Source organism: Paraburkholderia sp. RHO2 (assembly GCF_050955445.1).
Classification (GTDB): domain Bacteria; phylum Actinomycetota; class Actinomycetes; order Mycobacteriales; family Mycobacteriaceae; genus Prescottella; species Prescottella agglutinans_A.
In genome coordinates, this window is the sequence record NZ_CP162617.1 from 2,995,928 (window position 1) to 3,017,178 (window position 21,251).

A 21,251-nucleotide genomic window follows, 5' to 3' on the forward strand; every position below is an offset into this window, starting at 1 on the left:
GGCCTACAGCGCGCCCTTGGTCGACGGCACACCCGACACCCGCGGATCCGGCTCGACGGCCTCGCGGAGCGCACGGGCGACCGCCTTGAACTCGGCCTCGGTGATGTGGTGCTGGTCGCGGCCGTACAGCACGCGCACGTGCAGTGCGATCCGCGCGTTCAGTGCGATCGACTCGAACACGTGGCGGTTGAGCACCGTCGAGTAGGGCACGCCCGGGTAGCCGCCGATCACGCTGTGCAGCATGTGCTCCGGCTCGCCGGTGTGGACGCAGTAGGGGCGCCCGGAGACGTCGACCGAGGCGTGCGCCAGGGTCTCGTCCATCGGGATGAACGCATCGCCGAAGCGGCGGATGCCCCGCTTGTCGCCGAGCGCCTGCCCCAGCGCCTGACCGAGCACGATCGCCGTGTCCTCGACGGTGTGATGCGCGTCGATCTCGACGTCACCCTTCGCTTCGACCGTCAGATCGAAGCTGGCGTGCGCGCCCAGCGCGGTGAGCATGTGGTCGAAGAACGGAATCCCGGTCGAGACGTTCACGTTCCCCGTCCCGTCGAGATTGAGCTCGACGACGATGCTCGACTCCTTGGTGGTGCGTTCGACGCGCGCGATCCGGTCGCTCATCGAGTTCCCTTCATGTCCGTTGCAGCAAGTTCGGTGGCGGCGAGCTTCCGGCTCACGCGCAGCAACTCGTCGTTCTCGGCCACGAGTCCGATCGTGGCGCGCAGGTGGCCGGGGATGCCGACGTCACGGATCAACACACCCTCGTCGAGGTAGTGCTGCCACGTGCGGGCGGCGTCCTCGAACAGCCCGAATAGGATGAAGTTGGCGTCGCTCGGGACGACGGTGTACCCCATCGCGGTCAGTTCGGCGCTCACCCGATCGCGCTCGGACGCGAGTTCGGCGACGCTGCCGAGGGTTTCGTCGGCGTGACGCAGCGCGGCCCGCGCGGCGGCCTGCGTGACCACCGACAGGTGGTAGGGCAACCGCACCAACAGCATTGCGTCGATGAACGCCGGCGCCGCGACCAGGTAACCGAGCCGGCCGCCGGCGAACGCGAACGCCTTGCTCATTGTCCGGCTCACGACCAGCTTGGTCGGGAACTCGTCGATCAGGCTCACGGCACTCGGGACCGACGAGAACTCGGCGTACGCCTCGTCCACGATCACGATGCCCGGCGCGGCCGCGAGGATCAGCTTCAGATCCTCGAGCCCGATGCTGTGCCCGGTCGGGTTGTTGGGGCTGGTGACGAACACCACGTCGGGGCGACGCTCCTCGATCACCCGGACGGCGGTCTCGGCGTCGAGCGAGAAGTCCTCGCGGCGCGGCGCGGGGATCCACTCGGTCTGAGTGCCGGTCACCAGCAGCGGGTGCATCGAATACGACGGCACGAAACCGACGGCCGTGCGACCGGGCCCGCCGAACGCCTGCAGCAACTGCTGCAGCACCTCGTTGGAGCCGTTGGCCGCCCACAGGTTGGAGACGTCGAGCGCGACACCGGTCTGCCGGGTCATGTACTCGGCCAGGTCGGTGCGCAGCGCGACCGCGTCCCGGTCCGGGTAGCGGTGCAGGTCCGCCGCCGCGGCCCGCACGGCCTCGGCGACGTCGTCGACCAGCGCCTTCGACGGCGGGTGCGGGTTCTCGTTGGTGTTGAGCTGCACCGGCACCGTCAACTGCGGTGCCCCGTACGGCGACTGGCCGCGCAGACTCTCCCGGATGGGCAGATCGTCGATGCCGACGCCCGATCCGGGGACGACCCCGGCGCTCACTTGAGCGCCTCGAAACGCAGGCGCACGGCCTCGCCGTGGGCCGGGAGATCCTCGGCGTTGGCGAGCGTGATGACGTGACCCGCAACGTCTTTCAGTGCCGCTTCGGAGTAGTCGACCACGTGGATGCCGCGCAGGAACGTCTGCACACTCAGACCCGACGAGTGCCGCGCGCAGCCAGCGGTGGGCAGCACGTGGTTGGAGCCGGCGCAGTAGTCGCCGAGGCTCACCGGCGCCCACGGGCCGACGAAGATCGCGCCGGCGGACCGCACCTGTGCCGCGACGGCGGACGCGTTCTCGGTCTGGATCTCGAGGTGCTCGGCGGCGTACGCGTTGACGACCTTCAGCCCGGCCGCGATGTCGTCGACGAGGACGGTGCCCGACTGGCTGCCGCGCAGCGCGGTCTCGACGCGCTCGCGGTGCTTGGTGATCTGAAGTTGAGCGGCGACTGCTTCGTCCACGGCGTCGGCCAACTCGGTGCTGGTGGTCACCAGGACGCTCGCGGCCATGACGTCGTGCTCGGCCTGGCTGATCATGTCGGCGGCCACATGCACCGGGTCGGCGGTGTGGTCGGCGAGGATCGCGATCTCGGTCGGCCCGGCCTCGGCGTCGATGCCGACCAGTCCGCGGCACAACCGCTTGGCGGCAGTGACGTAGATGTTGCCGGGTCCGGTGATGAGGTCGACGGGGGCCAGTTCGCCACCTTCGGTGTCGGTGCCGCCGTAGGTGAGCAGCGCGACGGCCTGGGCGCCACCCACTGCCCACACCTCGTCGACGCCCAGCAGGGCGGCCGCGGCGAGGATCGTCGGGTGGGGCAGGCCCCCGAACGCGGCCTGCGGCGGGGAGGCGACGACGAGCGACTCGACGCCCGCGGCCTGTGCGGGGACCACGTTCATCACGACCGACGACGGGTACACGGCGTTGCCGCCGGGCACGTAGAGCCCCACGCGCTCGACCGGCACCCACCGCTCGGTCACGGTGCCGCCGGGGACGACCTCGGTGACGGTGTCGGTGCGGCGCTGATCGGCGTGGACCTTGCGGGTCCGCTCGATCGCGACCTCGAGGGCGACGCGCACGTCGGCGTCCAGCTCAGAGAGCGCGCGGTCCAACTCGGCCTGCGGGACGCGCACCGTCGCGGGACGGACACCGTCGAACTTCTCGCCGTACTCGAGCGCGGCCTCGGCACCGCGGTCGCGGATGTCCTCGACGACGGGACGGACCTGATGCAGCACCGCGTCCACGTCCACTCCGCCACGAGGCAGCGCGCCTCGGAGCTCAGCGGTGGAAGGGGTACGACCGCGAAGGTCGGTGCGGGCAAGCATGAGGGGTCCTCTCTGGAGAACGGGGTTTACACCGATTATCCGTGATCGGTGCAAGTTGCTTTCGTTCCGGCCCCACGCGCGCGTCGACGAGTCCCACCGCTGCGCTGAACGATGCCCCTGAGCTGCGATTTGCCCGAACGACACGCCACTGGACACCTGTCCATTCTAAGCGTCCGACCCACGAGGCCTCGTCAGACGCGAACGCAGGGAGCCGCAATGACGCCACACCCCGATCCGACCGTGTCCACGCGCACCCGGCCACCGCCGCGCCGCTGCAGTGCCCGACCTGCCCGACGCCGTCGGGACAGGGTGGAGCAAAAACGGCGACTGCACCATCATGGTCACACGCGCCGACGGCACCCCGGGCGCGTGGCAGGGCGGGCCGGCGCGCGTCGGCGTCAAGGACTGACAACCCTGCCGGTGCGCTACGGCGTTGTGCCGAGTCTTCCATCCGCTCGGCAGAGGCCCGTTCGGTTCGATGTGCGACGACGCCGGGCGCGTCCACGGCCACCGGGGCCTGTACGTCCTCGACGGCGCGCGCATTCCGGGCTCGACCGAGGCGTGCAATCCGTCGATGACGATCGCGGCGCTCGCCGAACACAGCATGGACATCTTCGTGACCGCCGGCGTCGGCACCGTCTTCTGAAAGGAGCAACCGTGAAGACCGTCCTGCGCTCCACGATCGTCGCCCTCGCCGTGGCGCTCCTCGCTGCGCCCGCCGCCCGCGCCGCACCGCTGGGCGACGACTTCCTCTGGGGCGTGGCCACGTCCGGCTTCCGTGGGGTTCGTACCGCCCGCGATTCGGCCTGTACACGGTCGACGCGCGCACCGATCCGACGCTCACCCGGCGCCCGACCGACGCCGTCGAGACGTACCGCACCCTCATCGAGGACGGCGGCGTGCCGGCCGACTACCGCCCCGTGATGGCGGAGGCGTTCTGCTCGCTCGTCGATCCACCGAGCAGCTGCCTCGGCTCCGGATCGTCGGACGGATCCTCGGGCGGGTTCGTAGCCGCCCCACCGGGCCCGGCCGGTGTGGGCGGGCATAGACTCTCCGCCCGTGTCGTGGCAGGTCTGGTTGGCGTTCTTCGGCGCCAGCTGGGTGATCAGTCTGTCACCGGGAGCGGGCGCGATCGCGTCGATGTCGACGGGCCTGCAGCACGGCTTCCTGCGCGGCTACTGGAACATCCTCGGCCTGCAGCTGGCTCTGCTGCTGCAGATCGCGATCGTCGCGGCGGGCGTCGGCGCACTGCTCGCGGGCTCGACGATGGCGTTCCTGATCGTGAAGTGGTTCGGCGTCGTCTATCTCGCATACCTCGGTGTGCGGCAGTGGCGCTCGGCACCCACTCCGATCGAGGCCGAACCGGCCGACAGCCGCGCCACCGCGGCGGGGCTGGTGCTGCGGGCGTTCCTGATCAACTCCAGTAACCCGAAGGCGATCGTCTTCATGCTCGCGGTGTTACCGCAGTTCCTGAACCCTGCCGCACCGCTGCTACCGCAGTACGCACTGATGGCCGTCACGATGGTGGCCGTCGACACCGTCGTGATGACCGGATACACCGGCCTCGCGGCACGGGTGCTGCGCCTGCTGCGGTCGCCGCGGCAACAGCAGGTCACCAGCCGCGTCTTCGCGACCCTGTTCTTCACCGCTGCCGCGGCCCTCGCCACTGCGGTGTGAGACGGACCCTTCCGGGGCTACCGCCGGCGACCGATCCGTGCCTACGCTGACGAGGCAGTACGCGCGGGCGCGGACGTCGGTCGGCAGCCCGCCGACCCTTCGGGAGTGACCATGACCACGAGCCCGCGAACCCTCGCCGAACGACCGCCCGCACTTCCACCGGGCGACGAGCTCGAACGATTCGCCGGTTACGGGGTGATGGGACTGCCCTTCGCCAGCGGCCACTGCCTCGCCTTCCGGCACTTCCCCGCGAGCTCGATCGGTCCCGGGTACGAATCGGTGTGGCACCGGAATCCGGCCGGCCGATGGGTCATGTACACCAGCGGCGCGACACAGTCCGGTTGTCCCCGCTACTTCGGGCGGGCCCTCGCCGAGTCGCGCACCGCGGACATCACCGTCACCTGGACCGGACCGGAAGCGTTCCGCGTGACCGTCGACGACACGATCGACTGGTCGGTGACGCTCACTCGCACCCTCGCCACCCGCGCGATGACCGCGGCGGGGTCGATCCTGCCCGCCGCACTGTGGCGCAACGACCGCGTCCTGACGCTGATGTCCCGGGTTGCCGGTCCGCTGCTCGGAGTGGGCCGGGTGGGCCTGACCGGTCGGAGCCCCAACGGGCAGTCGTTCCGGGCCAATCCGCGCCGGCTGTGGGCCGTGCAGCACAGCCGGGCAACGATCGACGGCGTCGACCTCGGACCGCCGGGACCCCTCACCGAGCAGGCGCGGCTCGGCGGGTTCTGGCTGCCGCAGCGCGGCATGTTCGCGTTCGGCGAGGCGTACTTCAGCCCGGCGTGACTCACATGTCGGCGTATCGCGCCCGCAAGTGCTCGAGCGTCGAGGTGATGCCCTGCTCGTTCTTCGCGGGGAATCGCATCACCTGCACCCACTGGGGAAACCGGACCATCGAATAGTCGAAGACCTCGGTCACCTCGGTGTGTCCGGGCGCGGTCTCCACGAACTCCCATCGCCAATGGTGACCGAGGGGGTGTTTCCATTCGACAACATGCCCCTCCTCGAACTCGACGACCCGGCTCGTGATCCGGTACGGGGCGCCGAACATCTTCATCGAAATCGTGAAGGTGGAGCCTGCCTCGAGGCGGTCCGGCCCGGACACCGCGTGCTGCACGGTCCCGGACCCGTCGAGTTCGTGGTGGCGCCGCGGGTCGGCAATCAGACCGAAGACCGTCGAGGCCGGCGCGTCGACGGTGACCCGGCGGGCGATCCTGCGCGGTCCTCGATCGACGGCCGTGACGTTCGAGTCGCTCATGTGTCCACGGTACGTCGGGCCACCCGGTCGGCACCCGCTAGCGGGTCCACATCCACCCCGGTCCGATGCCGGCGAGGCGCGCGACACACCGGGCACCCCGCCGAGTTGACGAACAGTACGTGAACGTAATCCCAACGGACGTAGTCACGGTCGATGCTCGATCATCGTCTTGCCCTGCACAACAAGCTGATTCAATGGACAAGCGATGACCCGACAGCCCGTTTTCACGGCATCGCCGCAATTTCCGACCTATACTGCCGCACATGCTGATTCACCCGACTCTGCGGATGCAATCGTGGGGATTCACGATCGGCTCGCTGCTCTTCGCACTGGGCTCCGCGCCGATTATCGCGCCGGCACTCGGAACAGCCACCGCCAACACCGCGTTCTTCGTCGGCTCGTGGTTCTTCACCTACGCCGCGTTCATCCAGTTGGTCCTCAGCGGCGCGGCCACGACGACGGATACCGACACCGGCAAGCCCGCAATCCGCGCGGAATGGCTCGCCGCAGCGACCCAATTCCTGGGCACCGTGCTGTTCAACGTCAGCACCGGGGCCGCGTTGCACGCCCACACCATCGCGGGCGAGAAGCACCTCGTCTGGACACCGAACGCGGAGGGTTCGATAGCGTTCCTGATCAGCAGTTATCTCGCGATCCTGATGCTTGTCCGCGCCAAGCGTTACTGGGCTCCACGCTCGCTCGACTGGCAAAGTGCCTGGTTCAACGCCCTGGGTTCGCTCGCATTCGGACTCTCGGCCGCGGGGGCGTTCATCACGCAGTCCGGGAGCGTCGAGGACGCCTCCCTCGCCAACGCCGGCACGTTCGTCGGTGCCCTGTTCTTCTTTGCCGCATCCGTCATCTTCCTCGGTAAGCCACGGCGCCCGGCGCCCGAGCCTGTCCAGACACACTGACGCAGGTCCACCGCCGATCCCGCTGCCGCGACACATGTCGAGCGGCAGCGGGATCGATTGTTATGCACCTGTAATCCTTTGCGTCACAATGACACTTGTCGATGCGGTTCCCGTGCGCCCAGGAGGCGATTCCCGACGATCCGGGAACGGGTGAGATAGGGGGTTATTTCCGGCTCGAGGACAATCACCCCGGAGTAGTCGCTGTTAGCTTTGCGAGGTATGACGACTCTTCCGGAAAGCAAGAAGCGGTTACTGTTTCGCAACGTCCGGGTGTTCGACGGCGTATCCGCGGAACTGAGCAACGGCGATGTCCTGATCGACGGTAACAAGGTTGCCGCCGTTTCGACCTCGCCCGTCGGTGACGAACCCGGCAGGGAAACCGTCGTCATAGACGGCGGGGGCCGGGTGCTGATGCCCGGCATGAGCGATGCGCACGTCCACTTGGTCGGCAATGCCAACTCCTACGTCGACCTCCTGATGGGCACGGAGGGTCATATCACCCTCAACGGCGTCGCCGAGGCGAGGAACATGCTGATGCGGGGCTTCACGGCGGTCCGCGACATGGCCGGCGACACCTCGAGCATCAAGTCCGCGATCGACCGCGGCCAGTTCCAGGGGCCGCGCATCTACCCGTGCCAGGCCGCGATCTCCCAGACCAGCGGGCACGGCGACTTCGGCAACGTGTACGACACACCCACCGCCCTCGGGGGCGCCGAGAATCGCTCGGAAACAATCGGTTTCATGCGGATCGCCGACGGCGAGGAACGCGTCCTGGCCGCGGTACGCGAGCAGCTCAAGAAGGGCGCCTCGCAGATCAAGCTCATGGTCGGCGGCGGAGCCGCCTCCACCTACGACCCTCTGTACACCGTGCAGTTCACGGACGCCGAGCTGCGGGCGGCGGTCAACGCCGCAACCGACTACGGCACCTACGTCGCCACCCACGTCTACAACGTCACCGGCATCCGGCGTGCGATCGACGCCGGGGTCAAGTCGATCGAGCACGGCCACCTGTCCGACGAGGCCACCATCGCGTTGATGCCCGAGCGCGACGTGTGGCTGTCGATGCAGCCGTTCGCGGAGGCGGACCACCACTACCCCGATCCCGACCGCGCCGAGAAGAACCGACAGATCTGCAGCGGCGTGGACCGGATCTACGGCTGGGCCAAGAAGTACGGGGTGAAGGTGGCCTTCGGCACCGATCTGCTGCTCGAGCCACAGTTCGCGAAGCGGCAGAGCGAGATGGCCGCCAGACTGGGCGACTTCTACAGCAATGTCGAGGCGCTCCGCATGCTGACCTCGGGCAATGCTGAGCTCTTCCGACTCGCCGGCGAACGCGATCCGTACCGGGACGCTCCCTTCGGCGTCGTCGCGCAGGGAGCGTGGGCCGACGTGCTGCTCGTGGACGGCAATCCACTCGAAGACCTGAGCGTGCTGGCGGACCCGGACAAGCACCTGTCGGTGATCGTCAAGGACGGTCAGGTCGTCAAGAACAGCCTCTGACGGGGCCGTATCCGACGTCGATTCCGAAGCAGCGAAGGACAAGGACAGCAGCCGACCATCTCGTCGTTCGTCGAACGGCGAAGGAATGTGGAGTGCGAATTGGTCGAAACACAGGTCGAGGGGTACGAACCCTCGTGGGAACCGGTCTCGGGAACATTGGTGTCCGCCAGAGCAATCGAACTTCACGGCCCGTGGGGGCACGTGTTCGGGCCGCTCGATCTCGACATCGACATCGGTGGAGTGACCGTGCTAGCGGCGCCGGCCGGCGCCGCACGTACGGCCCTGTTGATGGCATTGTGCGGTCGGATGCGCCTGACCCGGGGGTCCCTCACCGTCCTCGGGTTCGAGGACAAACCCCTGGCGGTGTTCCGCAATTCGGCCATCGCGTGCCTCAACGAACTCGACGAGGTCCGCCCGTCGGTGACCGTGCGCGACCTCGTCACCGAACAACTACGGTGGCAATCACCGTGGTATCGGTTCGTCCCGCGCGTCGGGACGAGCGGTGTCGAAGAGATGTGCGGCGAGGTGTTCGGCGACGTACCGCTGCCGCCGCTCAACGCGTTCGTCGACGATCTGCCGGAGATCCAGCAGTTGTTGTTGCGGATCGCCGTGGCCAACACGAGACGACCACCTCTACTCGTCGTGGGCAGGATCGACAAGATCGCCGATGACGACGAGCGCCTCATGGTTCTGGAAAGGCTTGTGGCACTTGGCCAAACCCAGTCCGTGATCACCGCCGACGTGAACCCGCTCCCACCGGAGAGTTCGGTGCGCGCCGTCGTGGACCTGCACCAGCTGCTGAGCGCCGGCGACATCGGCGTCATGACCGAGGCGAGGTAGCCGATGCTTGCAGGAATTTCCCTGGGCAGCGATTCCAAGCGCTACTTCCGTGGCACGATGCCCCGAATCGCCATCATCACGATCATCCTCATGCCCTTGCTCTACGGCGCGATGTACCTCTGGGCATTCTGGAATCCGTTCGGCGCGGTCGACAAGATTCCGGCCGCGATCGTCAACAACGACACCGGAAAGACGGCGGACGGCCAGGAACTCGACGCCGGTGACCAGGTCGTGAAGTCCCTGATCGCTTCCGGCCAACTCGATCTCGCGGAAGTGTCCGAGGAAGACGCCGCGAAGGGTCTGTCCGACGGCAAGTACTACTACACGATCACCCTTCCCGAGAACTTCAGCGAGGCGGTCTCCTCACCGAACGGCGACCACCCCGAGAAGGCGAACCTCATCTTCACCTTCAACGACGCGAACAACTACCTCGCGACCATTATCGGCCAGGACGCGTCGGAACAGGTGATCAACCAGGTCAATTCGACGATTGGAGCGCAGGGCGTGGGGCAGGTCCTCACGGGACTGCAAAGCGCCGGATCCGGCCTCGGGAAGGCCGCGGACGGAGCCGAACAACTCGCCACTGGCATCGACCAGGCCAACAGCGGCGCAGATCAGCTCGCCTCCGGCGCCCACACCCTCGCCGACAACATGGTCACGGCACGCAACGGCTCGGACGCCCTCGCCGCGGGCGCATCCCAGCTGGCGACGGCCGTCGACGGCGTCGCCGACCCTCTGCTCAGCGCGCTCGAGGGGGGCGCGCTGCCGGATGTCGGCGGCCAGGTGGCGCAGCTGCGCCAGTCGCTCGCCGATCTCGCGGGGCGCGTCCCGACCGCGGAACAACCACGGGCACCGACCGCCCAGGCGGTCGAACAGGTGATCGCGGTACTGAACCGCAGTACCGACCCGATCGTGCAGCAGGCCGTCGCGGCGCTCACACCCCTGACGCGCCCGGTGGCAGCGGCCGCGGGGACCGCGGACATCCGCGGGGAACTCGAAGCGCTGCACTCCGACGCGCAGGCACTCGAGTACCAACTGACCGATCCGAACAGTCCCCTGCAGAGCGGCCTGACCATGCTGCAGAACGGCGGGCTCGCGTCCGATGTGCGTCAACTGCGCGACGGTGCCGACCAACTCAGCTCCGGGGCTGCGACGCTCAGTCAGGGCATGGGGCAGCTGACGGACGGTAGCTTCCAGCTGGCCGGCGGCGCCGATCAGCTCGCGGCCGGAACAGCCCAGTTGCAGTCCGGGTCGAAGGAACTGGCCTCGGCCTTACAACAGGGCGCCGGCCAGGTGCCGAGTTGGACCGACGAACAACGCACCGCGACGGCCGAGACACTGTCCACACCGGTCGCGCTGCAGCAGGACTACACGAACGTTGCACCGACATTCGGAACCGGCTTCGCGCCGTTCTTCCTGTCGCTGGCACTCTTCGTCGGCGGCATCATCACCTGGATGCTGTTGACCCCGTTGCAGTCCCGCCCCACCGTCGGTGGCGTCGGGCTGTACCGGACCGTCCTCGCGTCGTACTGGCCGGCGCTCCTGGTCGGCATACTGCAGGTGATCGTGATGTACACCGTCGTGCACTTCGGCGTCGGACTGGACGTCAAACATGTCCTCGGCACGATCCTGTTCCTGATGCTGATCTCCGCGACGTACCTCGCGATGATCCAGGCGTTCAACGCGCTGTTCGGGGTCGCCGTCGGCCGCGTGGTCACCCTGGCCTTCCTCATGCTGCAGCTGGTGTCGGCGGGTGGCATCTACCCGGTTCCGACCACCGCGACACCCTTCCAGGTCATTCATCCGTTCGACCCGATGACCTACACGGTGAACGGTCTACGCCAGCTCACCGTCGGCGAGCACGTCGACTCGCGACTCTGGATCGCCATCGCCGTGCTCACCGGCATCCTGCTCGTGAGCCTCACCGTCAGCGCCCTCTCGGTCCGCCGAAACCGGCGATACACGATGGAGCGCCTGTACCCACCCATCGAGGTCTGATCCCAGGCCGATACCTGCAGTTTCCAGCACAATCGAGAGCAGTTCCACTCACAGATCGTTCGAAGTATCGGAGGAGAGAAGATGTCGAACAACTTTGCCGCTCCAGCTGAGACGCTCGCACCCGCATACACGGGACGACTCGGAACCGACCCCATTCCGGCCTTGCGAATGCCCAAAGCCGAGACCGATCCCGAGGCGGCCTACCGGTTCATCCACGACGAGTTGATGCTGGACGGCAGCTCGCGACTGAACCTGGCCACCTTCGTGACCACCTGGATGGATCCGCAGGCCGACCGCCTGATGGCGGAGACGTTCGACAAGAACATGATCGACAAGGACGAGTACCCGGCGACCGCCGAGATCGAAACCCGTTGCGTCAACATGGTTGCCGCCCTGTTCAACGCCGAGGGACTCGTCGAGACCGATCCGACATCGGCCACCGGAGTCTCGACCGTCGGCTCCTCCGAGGCGGTGATGCTCGCGGGACTGGCACTCAAGTGGCGGTGGCGTGAGGCGCGCCGAGCGGCCGGCAAGGACACGGCCCGTCCGAACCTCGTCCTCGGCAGCAATGTCCAGGTGGTGTGGGAGAAGTTCTGCCGGTACTTCGACGTCGAGCCGAAGTACCTCCCGATGGAGAAGGGACGCTACGTCATCACGCCGGAGCAGGTGCGGGAGGCGGTCGACGAGAACACCATCGGTGTGGTGGCCATTCTCGGGACGACGTTCACCGGTGAGCTCGAGCCCGTGGCGGAGATCGCCGCGACACTCGACGAGTTGGCGGCCGCCGGCGGACCCGACGTGCCCATGCACGTCGATGCCGCGAGTGGCGGGTTCGTGGTTCCGTTCCTGCACCCGGAACTGGAGTGGGACTTCCGAATTCCGCGAGTAGTCTCCATCAACGTCAGCGGCCATAAGTACGGAATGACCTACCCGGGAATCGGTTTCGTCGTGTGGCGGTCCAAGGAGCACCTGCCGGAGGATCTCGTGTTCCGGGTCAACTACCTCGGCGGGGACATGCCGACGTTCACGCTCAACTTCTCGCGGCCGGGTAACCAGGTCGTCGGGCAGTACTACAACTTCGTCCGGCTCGGGGTCGCCGGGTACACGCAGATCATGGAGTCGCTGCGCGACACCGCACTGATGCTGTCCGGCGAGATCTCGAAGATCGACAACATGGAGATCATCACCGACGGCAGCGCCATTCCGGTCCTCTCGTTCCAGGTCGTGGGCGATCCCGGATTCACCGTCTTCGACATCTCGCACGAACTGCGGGCCCGCGGCTTCCAGGTTCCCGCCTACACGATGCCGGCGAACGCCGAGGACGTCGCCGTGCTGCGCATCGTGCTGCGGGAGGGCTTCAGCCGAGACCTCGCGTGGCGGCTCGTCGTCGCGATCAAGGACGTCGTCGAACGCCTGCGGTCGGGTACGGGACACGGCGCGCAGGCCTTCTCGCACTGAGCCACCCGACGGGGCGGGGCGGGGCGCGTGCCGCCCCGCCCCGTTGTCGTCCGTGAAAGGACTCGGTGGAGTCCGCCGGAGCGAAACGCCGTCAGAGCAACCGTCGGCGTGCCGCGGCCTCGAGCGCCTCGGCCCGACTGGACGCGTCGAGCTTGCGGTACACGTTTCGCGTGTGCGTACGAACGGTGTTGAGCGACAGGTGCAGTTGCTGGGCGATTACACGGAGAGGCTTGCCGGTCCGCAACTCGGCGAGAATGACCTTCTCGGATCGGGTCAGCCCGGGATTGCGCCCCTCGTGCGATTCGACGAGTTTCGCCTGCACGTGGTCTAGGAAGGCACGCGTGTGGTCGGCTCCCGGGGGGATCGACGCGAGCAGTTCGGCAGCATCGCCGGCGCAGTCGACGAAGGGGCTGACGATTCCGTTCGGTTCGGCGAGTTCCAGTGCCCGACGCACCGCTCGGGCCGCGTCGCCGGACCGGTTCTCGCGATGTGCCACGACGGCACTCAGCATCCACGCGCGCACCCCGAGCGCCGGATGCAGGAACTCCGACGCGCCGAGCACCGAGTCCAGATGCCTGTGCGCGGAGGCCGCGTCGCCCTGCGCGATGCAGATCATCGCGCGGGCCACCTGCACGTCGAGGTTTTCGCCGAACACCCGATGCGCCGTGTCGACGACCTCGGTGACGAAGGCCGACCGTCCCGCATCCAGCAGCACCGCGACCGCCGGGGTGAGGAAGGTGTTGCTCAGCCCCGCCTGCGCACCGCGGGTGAGCAGGCCGGCCATGGCCCGACCGACGGCGTCCGCGTCGTCGACGGTCGGGATGGGATTGCGCCGCGCTTCGAGAAGCGCGAACGCGACCTCCGCGTGGCCGCCCGAGATCGGTGCGGTGGTGCCGTCGGGACGCTGATGGCGCCCCGGGCCGGACGCGAGCGCGTGGACGGGGCTGTCGTCGGGCAACTGCTCAGACCGCACGTGCTTGTCCATGCAGACCGCCGCCGCACACTGGAAGGCGTCGATGCGATCGAGTTGACCGTGGTCGACCGCGTACCGCAGCGCGTGCTCCGCGCGGGTGGTCATCGTCACGAGATCTCCGCGGATACCCGCGACTATGGAAAGCCTTGCCAGGCAACGCAGCACGAGGCGAGGATGAGCACCCAGTTCAGCGAACGCCAGTGCCTGCCGGAGCAGTCGTTCGCTGCCGATCAGGTCGCCCGTGAACATGCAGACCGCCGCGCGCTGGGTCGTCACGTAACAGTCCAGATCGATGCTGCCGGTGCCGGGCTGCAAGTCGCGCGCGGCATCCGTGCCGATCGGCATGGGCTGACCGGAGATCACGGCGATCTCGACAGCCAACGCCGCGGCGAAGGCATCTGCAAGTTCCGGGCGGAGAGCGACCGCATCCGCAGCCAGTGCAGTACCGAAGTACGCCCGTGCCGCGTCGGGATAGTTCTTCTCGAGCGCGTCGAGTGCTCGCAGGAGCCGGACACCCTGCTTGTCACCGTGGCGCGGACCGAGCCGTTCCAGGATCGCGTCGCCGTGTCCGTCACACACCGCGCCAATGCCGTGGCTGTAGACGAAGTCGACGATCGCCAGGGCGTCTCCCGTCTCGAGGAGGTGCTCGATCGCGGCGATTGGTTGTCCCGCAACGGCGAACCAACCACCCGCCGCCTCATGCAGTCGTGCCAGACGATGCGGGTCGGTGGCGCGCAGTCGCGATCGCATGTGTGCGCGGACGAGAGGGTGCCACGCGTACAGCACGTCGTCACCAGACCTGATCCGCTGAATCGGCACGCAGAAGCGTTCCCGCGCCGCAAGAGCCAGATCCACGTTGCCGTCGTCCAGGCAGGTCGCGAGTTCGGGGCTGAAGTGATCGACGACGCTGGTCGCCTCCACGAAACGCAGTAGCTCTTCGGGCAGTGCCGACACCAACTCGCCGACCACGTGTTCGGAGAGCGGCTGCGGGTACCGCATCAGGTCGGCGATGGCGCTCGCGACGTCGCTCACGGGCGCCAACCGGGTTGCCGCGACCCGCACCGGGGCCGCCCAGCCCCCAGTCAGATCGAGCACCGCGTCGACTTCCGACGTCGATACCGCACACCGGTGCTCGGAGAAGATCGCGGCAGTGGCGGCACGGTCGAGCGCGAGGTCCTCCCATCCGATCAGCGTGAGGGAACCGTCCGCGGCGTACCGCACCCAGGGCAGCCGCGGTGTGAACCGTGAGGCCAGGACCACCGTCAGGTTTGCCGGCATCGCATCCAACAGAGCTTCCAGCAGCCCGAGCGAGGACGTGCCCGTGAGCACGTGCACGTCGTCGAGTACGAGGACCGCGTCTCGGCCCGACTCGGACACGAGTTGCACTGATTCGAGGACCGAGCCCGCGCGCGAGGTTTCGACGTCGGGCGACGTGAGGAGGTGCAGCGCGGCACCGAGTCTGTGTTCCAGGAGGTGTGGATCGTCGTCGAGAACATCGAGAGTCAACCACGCAACGGCGGGATCGGCGCCGTCACCGACACGCGCGATCCAGTCGGCCAACAACACCGTCTTCCCGGTGCCGGCCGGCGCACACACGAACACCCGGCCGGGCCCGGACCCGGCGACGACTCCGTCGAGCACGGCGTGCAGATCGTGGCGCGGTCGAACGGTAACCGCCAGTCTGGGCGGGAGCGGGTCCGAGCTCTCGGTGGGCGCCCCGTCCGAGGGCCGCGCAACCTCCCCTTCGGATGCCGTGCGATTCGAAACTTGCGGTGCCACAGCACTCCTCCGCTCGTCCGCCGTGCATTCTCCGACACGTGAGTCTTACCAGAATCTTGGTCATCAGGCATCGATCAAGATCAACTGTGAGCGAGGACGCACCTGGTGAAGTGCCCGGATGCAGGGACGATGAGGACAGCGCCGACCGTTGACCCGACAGTCCGCGCGGATACGAACGGTCGCGTCGCCGGAATTCCCGCCCGACCGCGCCATGCCGGGACCATACCGCCCGAACCGCCGAACACGGGGCCCAACAGCTCCGCTGCCGGGCCGTGTCGTCACGGCCCGGCGGCGGGGATGAGCGGGTGGAGAACTACATGTCGAGGCCCAGATCGAGGACGGCGACGGAGTGAGTGAGCGCTCCGACGGCGAGGAAGTCGACCCCCGTCTTCGCGTACTCCGCGGCCACGTCCAGCGTCAGCCCACCCGAGGACTCCAGCTTGGTGTTCGGGGCGACGGAGTTACGGCGCTGGACCGCGGACTGCGTCTGCCACAGCGGGAAATTGTCCAGCAGAACGAGTTCGACACCCTCCGCGAGGACCTCGTCCAACTGAGCGAGAGTGTCGACCTCCACCTCGCACTCGATGTCCGGCGCGGCGGCGCGTACCGCCCGCAACGCGGCGACGACGGATCCGGCGGCAGCGACGTGGTTGTCCTTGATCAGGGCGGCGTCACCCAGCCCCATCCGGTGGTTCACGCCGCCGCCGACGCGCACCGCGTACTTCTGCAGGCCGCGCAGACCGGGAAGGGTCTTGCGACTGTCGCGGATCTTGCAGTCCGTCCCGGCGACGGCGTCGACCCAGGCGGACGTGGCGGTGGCGATGCCGGACAGGTGGCACATCAGGTTCAGCATCGTCCGCTCGGCCGTCAGCAGCCCGCGGGTCGGGGCGTTGACCGTGAGCACTGCATCGCCCGGTTGGACGCGGATACCGTCGGCGACGCGATCCAGCACCTCGTAGTTGCCCGCGCCGATCACCTCGTCGAGCACGGTCAGGCCCACGTCGACACCGGCGACGGTCCCGACCGAACGCGTCACCACCGATGCCTTCGCGACGGCACCCTCGGGCACCGTGGCCGCCGAGGTGACGTCCGGTCCGTAGCGGAGGTCCTCGTCGAGTGCGGTGCGCACCAGTGCGAGTGTCTCCTCCGGATCGAGCCGGTCCTGCGTGCTCATCGTGCTCCTATCGATTGCATTTCGTGTACCTCGAGTTCGCCGTCCCGTCCGATGCGCACGGGGATGCTGCGGCGGAACTCGTCCGACGCCTCCGGGAAGTCGGAGCGGGTGTGACAGCCTCGACTCTCGCGTCGCACCGTCGCTGCCATCACGAGCGCGGACGCCGCGATGGTGAGTGAGGTGTCCTCGAGCGCCCGGCCGCTTCCCGCCACGGCGACCGCGCCGCCCGCGAATTCCGCCGCCGCGCTGTCGAGTCCGTCTCCGTCGCGAACGACGGAGGCGTGCGCGGTCATGAGCGCCTGCACCCGCTCGCGGGGCACCTGCCGCCGGAACGGCAGCAGCAGGTCGTCGGCCTCGACCAAGATCTCGGCCCGCTCGGCCGCGGCCCGGCCCACCCGCTCGCCCACCACTAGGCCCTCGAGAAGGCTGTTGGAGGCCAGACGGTTCGCACCGTGCAGACCGGTGCGGGCCACCTCCCCCACCGCGTACAGGCCCGGAACCTCGGTGCGCCCGTGCACGTCGGTGACGACACCACCGCACGAGTAGTGCGCGGCCGGCGCCACCGGGATCAGCTGCTGGCTCGGATCGACGCCCGCGGCCAGGCACGACGCGGTCACGGTCGGGAAGCGCGCCGCGAATCCCACCAGGTGGCGCGCGTCGAGGTACACGTGATCGGTGCCGGTCTCCCGCAGGCGTCGGGCGATCGCGCGCGAGACGACATCGCGCGGGGCCAGGTCGCCCAGCGGATGCACCCCGTGGGTGACCGACCGGCCTTCCGCGTCGACGAGCCGCGCACCCTCACCGCGCACGGCCTCGCTGATCAGGGGCCGACGGCCGACACCACCGGGCGCGTACAGCACCGTCGGATGGAACTGCACGAACTCGAGGTCCGCGACGGTCGCACCGGCCTCCAGCGCGAGGGCGATCCCGTCGCCGGTCGCACCCTCGGGGTTGGTGCTGCACGAGTACAGCTGCCCCAGCCCGCCCGTCGCGAGCGCCACCGCCGGGGCATGGACGACGCCGAGCCCCTTGTCGGACAACACGATCAGGCCGGTGACACCGCACGGATCGGTTGTCACCCGCGCCGCCGCGGCGCCGAACAGCACCGGCATACCGGCCGCGTTCAGCGCCCGCTGCACCTCGGCCCCGGTCGCGTCACCGCCCGCATGGACGATCCGGCGGGTGCTGTGACCGCCCTCCCGGGTCCGCGACACGTTGCCGTCCGACCCGACGTCGAACACGGCACCCAGCGCGGTGAGGGCGGCGAGCGCCTCGCGCCCGGACGACACGATCGACCGGACGGCGGCCTCGTCGCACAGTCCGACGCCCGCCGTGCACGTGTCGCCGGTGTGCGAATCCACCGAGTCGGTGCGCGGGTCGCCCACCACGGCGATGCCACCCTGCGCGTACTGGGTTGCGGTGTCGGTGGGGCCGCCCTTGCTGACCACGAGGACCCGGAGCCCCTGCTCGGCAGCGGTCCGCGCCGCGGTCAGCCCGGCGACGCCGCCACCGACGACGACCAGGTCGGCGCGCGCCTCCCACACGACGCCGTCACCCCCGGGTCCGGTGACCATTACTCCCCGCCGCCGGGGTTCCCGATCTCGATCATGCGCTGCACGGACTTTCGCGCACGCTCCGCGACGTCGGGAGCGACGTGGACCTCGTCCTTGCCTTCGACGAGGCAACGCAGCAGCGCAGCCGGCGTGATCATCTTCATGTAGGGGCACGACGCGCGATCGTTGACGGCCTGGAAGTCGACGCCCGGCGCGGCCTTGCGCAGCTGGTGCAGCATGCCGACCTCGGTGGCGACGAGGACCTGACGGGCACCGGTCTCACGGGCAGCGTCGAGCATGCCGCCGGTCGAGAGGATCTTGACCTTGTCCTCGGGGACGAAGCCCTCGCCCGCCAGGTAGAGCGCCGACGTGGCGCAGCCGCACTCGGGGTGCACGAACAGCTCGGCGTCCGGGTGCGACTTGGACTTCGCGGTGAGCTCGTCGCCGTTGATGCCGGCGTGGACGTGGCACTCGCCGGCCCAGATGTGCATGTTCTCGCGGCCGGTGACGCGCTTGACGTGGGCGCCGAGGAACTGGTCCGGCAGGAACAGCACCTCTCGGTCCGGATCGATGGAGGCGACGACGTCGACCGCATTGGACGACGTGCAGCAGATGTCCGTCAGCCCCTTCACCTCGGCCGTGGTGTTGACGTACGACACCACCAGCGCATCGGGGTGCTCGGCCTTCCATTCACGCAATTGGTCGGCGGTGATCGAGTCGGCGAGCGAGCATCCGGCCCGCTCGTCCGGGATCAGCACGGTCTTCTGCGGGCTGAGGATCTTGGCGGTCTCGGCCATGAAGTGGACACCGCAGAAGACGATCGTGTCCTCGGGCGCCTCAGCGGCGATCCGCGACAGCGCGAGCGAGTCACCGACGTGGTCGGCCACGTCCTGGATCTCGGGAAGCTGATAGTTGTGCGCCAGCAGCGTCGCGCCGCGCTCCTTGGCGAGGCGACGGATCTCGGCGGCCCACTCGGGTCCCGCCTCGACGCCGGTGTATCCACCGGGGCCGTCCTGGATCTCCCTAGAGCCATCGGCCCACAACGGCGGAATCGTCGAAGTCATGGCCACTCCTTCTTCGCGAAGCTCACTCGTAGCTCCGTCACTACAACCCGGGCGGGCTGGCCCGAATTTCCGAAATCGAGGTTTTCGACTTAGGATCGAAAACATGCCACATGGTAGCACCGTCCACGAAGTGCTCACCGCGGTGTTCCAGGTTCGACCCGCGGCACGACCCATTGCCGCAGGTGACGGCCATCACGGCCCGAACGGGTGCCGAACCGACGAACTGATGGTCCTGCTGTGGCAGCGCGCACTCGATCCGCAGAAGGGCACCTGGTCGCTGCCGGGCGGCACCCTGGGCGGCGACGAGGATCTCAAGACGTCGGCCAGGCGCCAACTCGCCGAGAAGGTCGACGTCCGCGAGGTGGCGCATCTCGAGCAGCTGTCAGTGTTCAGCGATCCGGACCGCGTGCCCGGCGACCGGCGAATCGCGTCGACCTACCTCGGCTTGGTCCCCTTGCCCGCGGATCCACAACTCCCCCCGGACACGGCCTGGCACCCGGTCTCCGCGCTGCCGGAGATGTCGTTCGACCACGGCACCGTCGTCGAGCATGCCCGGACACGACTCGCCGCGAAGCTGTCGTACACCAACATCGCGTTCGCCCTCGCGCCGGACGAGTTCACGATGTCGACGTTGCGCGAGATCTATTGCGCCGCTCTGGGTTACCAGGTGGATACCACCAACCTTCAACGAGTCCTGGCCCGGCGCGGCGTCATCACCGCCACCGGCAGGACCGCCCGCTCGGGACGCTCCGGCGGCCGACCCGCCGCCGTCTACCGCTTCACCGACTCCCGGCTGCGGGTGACCGACGAGTTCGCGGCGCTGCGGCCGCCGGTCTGATCCAAACCTCGGAGGGCACGGGTCAGCTGCCGAACCGGGCCGGTACGCCGTTCGCTTGGTCCGGCGAGGTCTGACAGCTCGGCCCGCATCCCGCCCCAGGAAGGAGGCGATCGCTCCTCCGCAACGGCCTGCGACTCCACCCGAGTCGGCGCTCACCGCTTCTGACGGTCGATATCTGTCACGAAGAATGTTGCGCAGGTGCGAAGTCTGCAGAAAGGCGACAGGTAACCCGCTCACCGGACAGCGCCAACGACGTGTTGCCTGAAAGTTGGCCCCATACCTCGCCTTACAGCTGATCGAGAAGATTCTGTAGGAACTCGACGGCAAGCGTTTCAGCATCGCGGTTGTGGTTGAACGCGACGTCGACGTCTTCTGTCCATCGCCGGTACAGCTCTACGCAGGCAAGGAGCGCCTGCCCCGCTTCACGGCGGTCGTACCCGCAGAGTGTTGCCTGAAGATCACTCGCGGCATCCGGGGCAATCACTTCGAGTTTGCGCACTCCCTGTAGGGGCGACCCCGCGCGGTGGCTGACAAGCGGCCCGAGCACGGTCTCCCGAAGGCTTGCCAGAAACCCGATGGCTTCGAACAATTCTCCTCGAGCAATCTTCGTAGCGCCGTAGTGGACCCACACCCAGAACCGATCCTCGATCCACTGAAAATCGAACTGCGGAGGCACCGGCGGGTGTTCTGACAGCGCAGCGGTGAGACGCCCGTCTCGCTCCCAGAGCACCCGAAGATCGTCTACGCGTGCCGCAACGTCCGACACCCTGACGAACTTGAAATCGACATGCAGCAGCGGCGGACCCACGATGGCGATGATGACCCGAGGTTCGCCGACGTGCTCCCCGGTGAAACCAGCTACGAGAGGCGCCCACGACCTGATGAGGGCGATCCGTTCGAGTGATACGGACGTGAAATCGTCATCTTCGATCGCAAGGACGAGGTCGACATCCGAGTGGGCGTCCGGTCGACCATTCGCGATCGAACCGGCAACGGCGACGCCGACAATGCGCAGGTCTTCCTTCATACGTGGGAGAACCTCGTCGAGGAACTGACTGTGTAGCAAGGGGAGGATCATGGCCTTCCTTCCTATGGAAGCAAGCAAAGCAGGCCAAAGTAGCACGGGTACCAGTC

19 protein-coding genes are annotated in these 21,251 nt (G+C 68.0%); 10 read left to right on the forward strand and 9 right to left on the reverse strand.

What is annotated here, in order from left to right:
- Positions 1–3 precede the first annotated feature (3 nt).
- Genes hisB through hisD form a run of 3 tightly spaced genes read right to left on the reverse strand, consistent with a single transcriptional unit; the run spans position 4 to position 3,082 of the window.
- Complete coding sequence (hisB, locus tag ABTV10_RS13925) at positions 4–618, reverse strand: imidazoleglycerol-phosphate dehydratase HisB (protein ID WP_499027791.1); 615 nt, start codon at positions 616–618, stop codon at positions 4–6.
- Positions 615–1,763 carry a histidinol-phosphate transaminase gene (locus ABTV10_RS13930; protein WP_499027793.1) on the reverse strand — a complete coding sequence of 383 codons (1,149 nt, stop codon included), beginning with the start codon at positions 1,761–1,763 and terminating at the stop codon, positions 615–617. The genes hisB and ABTV10_RS13930 overlap by 4 nt, the downstream gene beginning before the upstream one ends.
- Positions 1,760–3,082 (reverse strand): histidinol dehydrogenase, encoded by a 1,323-nt coding sequence (gene hisD / locus ABTV10_RS13935; protein WP_499027794.1) that lies wholly within the window; start codon positions 3,080–3,082, stop codon positions 1,760–1,762. The genes ABTV10_RS13930 and hisD overlap by 4 nt, the downstream gene beginning before the upstream one ends.
- A 433-nt stretch (positions 3,083–3,515) precedes the next feature.
- Here hisD and ABTV10_RS13940 point away from each other — a divergent pair, with 433 nt between their 5' ends.
- The 4 genes from ABTV10_RS13940 to ABTV10_RS13955 all read left to right on the forward strand — a co-directional run bounded on the left by ABTV10_RS13940 (position 3,516) and on the right by ABTV10_RS13955 (position 5,557).
- Complete coding sequence (locus tag ABTV10_RS13940) at positions 3,516–3,728, forward strand: GMC oxidoreductase (protein ID WP_499027795.1); 213 nt, start codon at positions 3,516–3,518, stop codon at positions 3,726–3,728.
- 11 nt (positions 3,729–3,739) lie between these two features.
- Positions 3,740–4,006 (forward strand): hypothetical protein, encoded by a 267-nt coding sequence (locus ABTV10_RS13945; protein WP_499027796.1) that lies wholly within the window; start codon positions 3,740–3,742, stop codon positions 4,004–4,006.
- A 135-nt stretch (positions 4,007–4,141) separates the two neighbouring features.
- On the forward strand, positions 4,142–4,759 hold the full coding sequence (locus ABTV10_RS13950; protein ID WP_499027798.1) for a LysE family transporter: 618 nt from the start codon (positions 4,142–4,144) through the stop codon (positions 4,757–4,759).
- Between the two features lie 111 nt (positions 4,760–4,870).
- Entirely contained in the window at positions 4,871–5,557 is a 687-nt protein-coding gene (locus tag ABTV10_RS13955; RefSeq protein WP_499027800.1) for a hypothetical protein, read from the forward strand.
- A gap of 1 nt (position 5,558) precedes the next feature.
- Here ABTV10_RS13955 and ABTV10_RS13960 read toward each other — a convergent pair whose 3' ends face one another.
- A complete protein-coding gene (locus ABTV10_RS13960; protein WP_499027802.1) occupies positions 5,559–6,029 on the reverse strand; it encodes an SRPBCC family protein in 471 nt (156 codons plus the stop codon).
- Between the two features lie 263 nt (positions 6,030–6,292).
- Between ABTV10_RS13960 and ABTV10_RS13965 the strand changes: the two genes are divergently transcribed.
- The 5 genes from ABTV10_RS13965 to gad all read left to right on the forward strand — a co-directional run bounded on the left by ABTV10_RS13965 (position 6,293) and on the right by gad (position 12,736).
- Positions 6,293–6,940, forward strand: a complete 648-nt coding sequence (locus ABTV10_RS13965) for a hypothetical protein (RefSeq protein WP_433604609.1) — start codon at positions 6,293–6,295, stop codon at positions 6,938–6,940.
- Positions 6,941–7,159: 219 nt separating this feature from the next.
- Positions 7,160–8,440 carry a metal-dependent hydrolase family protein gene (locus tag ABTV10_RS13970; RefSeq protein ID WP_499027804.1) on the forward strand — a complete coding sequence of 427 codons (1,281 nt, stop codon included), beginning with the start codon at positions 7,160–7,162 and terminating at the stop codon, positions 8,438–8,440.
- Positions 8,441–8,599: 159 nt separating this feature from the next.
- Complete coding sequence (locus ABTV10_RS13975; RefSeq protein ID WP_433604613.1) at positions 8,600–9,280, forward strand: hypothetical protein; 681 nt, start codon at positions 8,600–8,602, stop codon at positions 9,278–9,280.
- Between the two features lie 3 nt (positions 9,281–9,283).
- Complete coding sequence (locus tag ABTV10_RS13980; RefSeq protein WP_499027806.1) at positions 9,284–11,278, forward strand: YhgE/Pip family protein; 1,995 nt, start codon at positions 9,284–9,286, stop codon at positions 11,276–11,278.
- Positions 11,279–11,359: 81 nt separating this feature from the next.
- A complete protein-coding gene (gad, locus tag ABTV10_RS13985) occupies positions 11,360–12,736 on the forward strand; it encodes a glutamate decarboxylase (protein WP_499027808.1) in 1,377 nt (458 codons plus the stop codon).
- A gap of 91 nt (positions 12,737–12,827) precedes the next feature.
- On the opposite strand, the gene ABTV10_RS13990 is transcribed toward gad, so the two are convergent.
- The 4 genes from ABTV10_RS13990 to nadA form a co-directional block, all read right to left on the reverse strand.
- Positions 12,828–15,350 (reverse strand): LuxR C-terminal-related transcriptional regulator, encoded by a 2,523-nt coding sequence (locus ABTV10_RS13990; RefSeq protein ID WP_499027809.1) that lies wholly within the window; start codon positions 15,348–15,350, stop codon positions 12,828–12,830.
- A gap of 451 nt (positions 15,351–15,801) precedes the next feature.
- Entirely contained in the window at positions 15,802–16,662 is an 861-nt protein-coding gene (gene nadC / locus ABTV10_RS13995; protein ID WP_433604621.1) for a carboxylating nicotinate-nucleotide diphosphorylase, read from the reverse strand.
- Positions 16,659–18,236, reverse strand: a complete 1,578-nt coding sequence (locus ABTV10_RS14000) for an L-aspartate oxidase (RefSeq protein WP_499027811.1) — start codon at positions 18,234–18,236, stop codon at positions 16,659–16,661. The genes nadC and ABTV10_RS14000 overlap by 4 nt, the downstream gene beginning before the upstream one ends.
- Entirely contained in the window at positions 18,236–19,279 is a 1,044-nt protein-coding gene (gene nadA / locus ABTV10_RS14005; protein ID WP_499027813.1) for a quinolinate synthase NadA, read from the reverse strand. Before nadA ends, ABTV10_RS14000 begins: the two co-directional genes overlap by 1 nt.
- 103 nt (positions 19,280–19,382) lie before the next feature.
- On the opposite strand from nadA, the gene ABTV10_RS14010 reads away from it, so the two are divergent.
- Positions 19,383–20,117, forward strand: a complete 735-nt coding sequence (locus ABTV10_RS14010; protein WP_499027815.1) for an NUDIX hydrolase — start codon at positions 19,383–19,385, stop codon at positions 20,115–20,117.
- Between the two features lie 286 nt (positions 20,118–20,403).
- Here ABTV10_RS14010 and ABTV10_RS14015 read toward each other — a convergent pair whose 3' ends face one another.
- A complete protein-coding gene (locus tag ABTV10_RS14015) occupies positions 20,404–21,195 on the reverse strand; it encodes a nucleotidyltransferase domain-containing protein (protein ID WP_499027817.1) in 792 nt (263 codons plus the stop codon).
- Positions 21,196–21,251: the final 56 nt, after the last annotated feature.

Excerpts from the sequence above, each read along its gene's own strand:
- ABTV10_RS13955 (WP_499027800.1), top strand. The coding sequence starts at position 4,871 with ATGACCACGAGCCCGCGAACCCTCGCCGAACGACCGCCCGCACTTCCA.
- ABTV10_RS13965 (WP_433604609.1), top strand. The coding sequence starts at position 6,293 with ATGCTGATTCACCCGACTCTGCGGATGCAATCGTGGGGATTCACGATC.
- nadC (WP_433604621.1), bottom strand. The coding sequence starts at position 16,662 with ATGAGCACGCAGGACCGGCTCGATCCGGAGGAGACACTCGCACTGGTG.
- gad (WP_499027808.1), top strand. The coding sequence starts at position 11,360 with ATGTCGAACAACTTTGCCGCTCCAGCTGAGACGCTCGCACCCGCATAC.
- hisD (WP_499027794.1), bottom strand. The coding sequence starts at position 3,082 with ATGCTTGCCCGCACCGACCTTCGCGGTCGTACCCCTTCCACCGCTGAG.
- ABTV10_RS14010 (WP_499027815.1), top strand. The coding sequence starts at position 19,383 with ATGCCACATGGTAGCACCGTCCACGAAGTGCTCACCGCGGTGTTCCAG.
- nadA (WP_499027813.1), bottom strand. The coding sequence starts at position 19,279 with ATGACTTCGACGATTCCGCCGTTGTGGGCCGATGGCTCTAGGGAGATC.
- ABTV10_RS14015 (WP_499027817.1), bottom strand. The coding sequence starts at position 21,195 with ATGATCCTCCCCTTGCTACACAGTCAGTTCCTCGACGAGGTTCTCCCA.
- ABTV10_RS13960 (WP_499027802.1), bottom strand. The coding sequence starts at position 6,029 with ATGAGCGACTCGAACGTCACGGCCGTCGATCGAGGACCGCGCAGGATC.
- ABTV10_RS13980 (WP_499027806.1), top strand. The coding sequence starts at position 9,284 with ATGCTTGCAGGAATTTCCCTGGGCAGCGATTCCAAGCGCTACTTCCGT.
- ABTV10_RS14000 (WP_499027811.1), bottom strand. The coding sequence starts at position 18,236 with ATGGTCACCGGACCCGGGGGTGACGGCGTCGTGTGGGAGGCGCGCGCC.
- ABTV10_RS13970 (WP_499027804.1), top strand. The coding sequence starts at position 7,160 with ATGACGACTCTTCCGGAAAGCAAGAAGCGGTTACTGTTTCGCAACGTC.
- hisB (WP_499027791.1), bottom strand. The coding sequence starts at position 618 with ATGAGCGACCGGATCGCGCGCGTCGAACGCACCACCAAGGAGTCGAGC.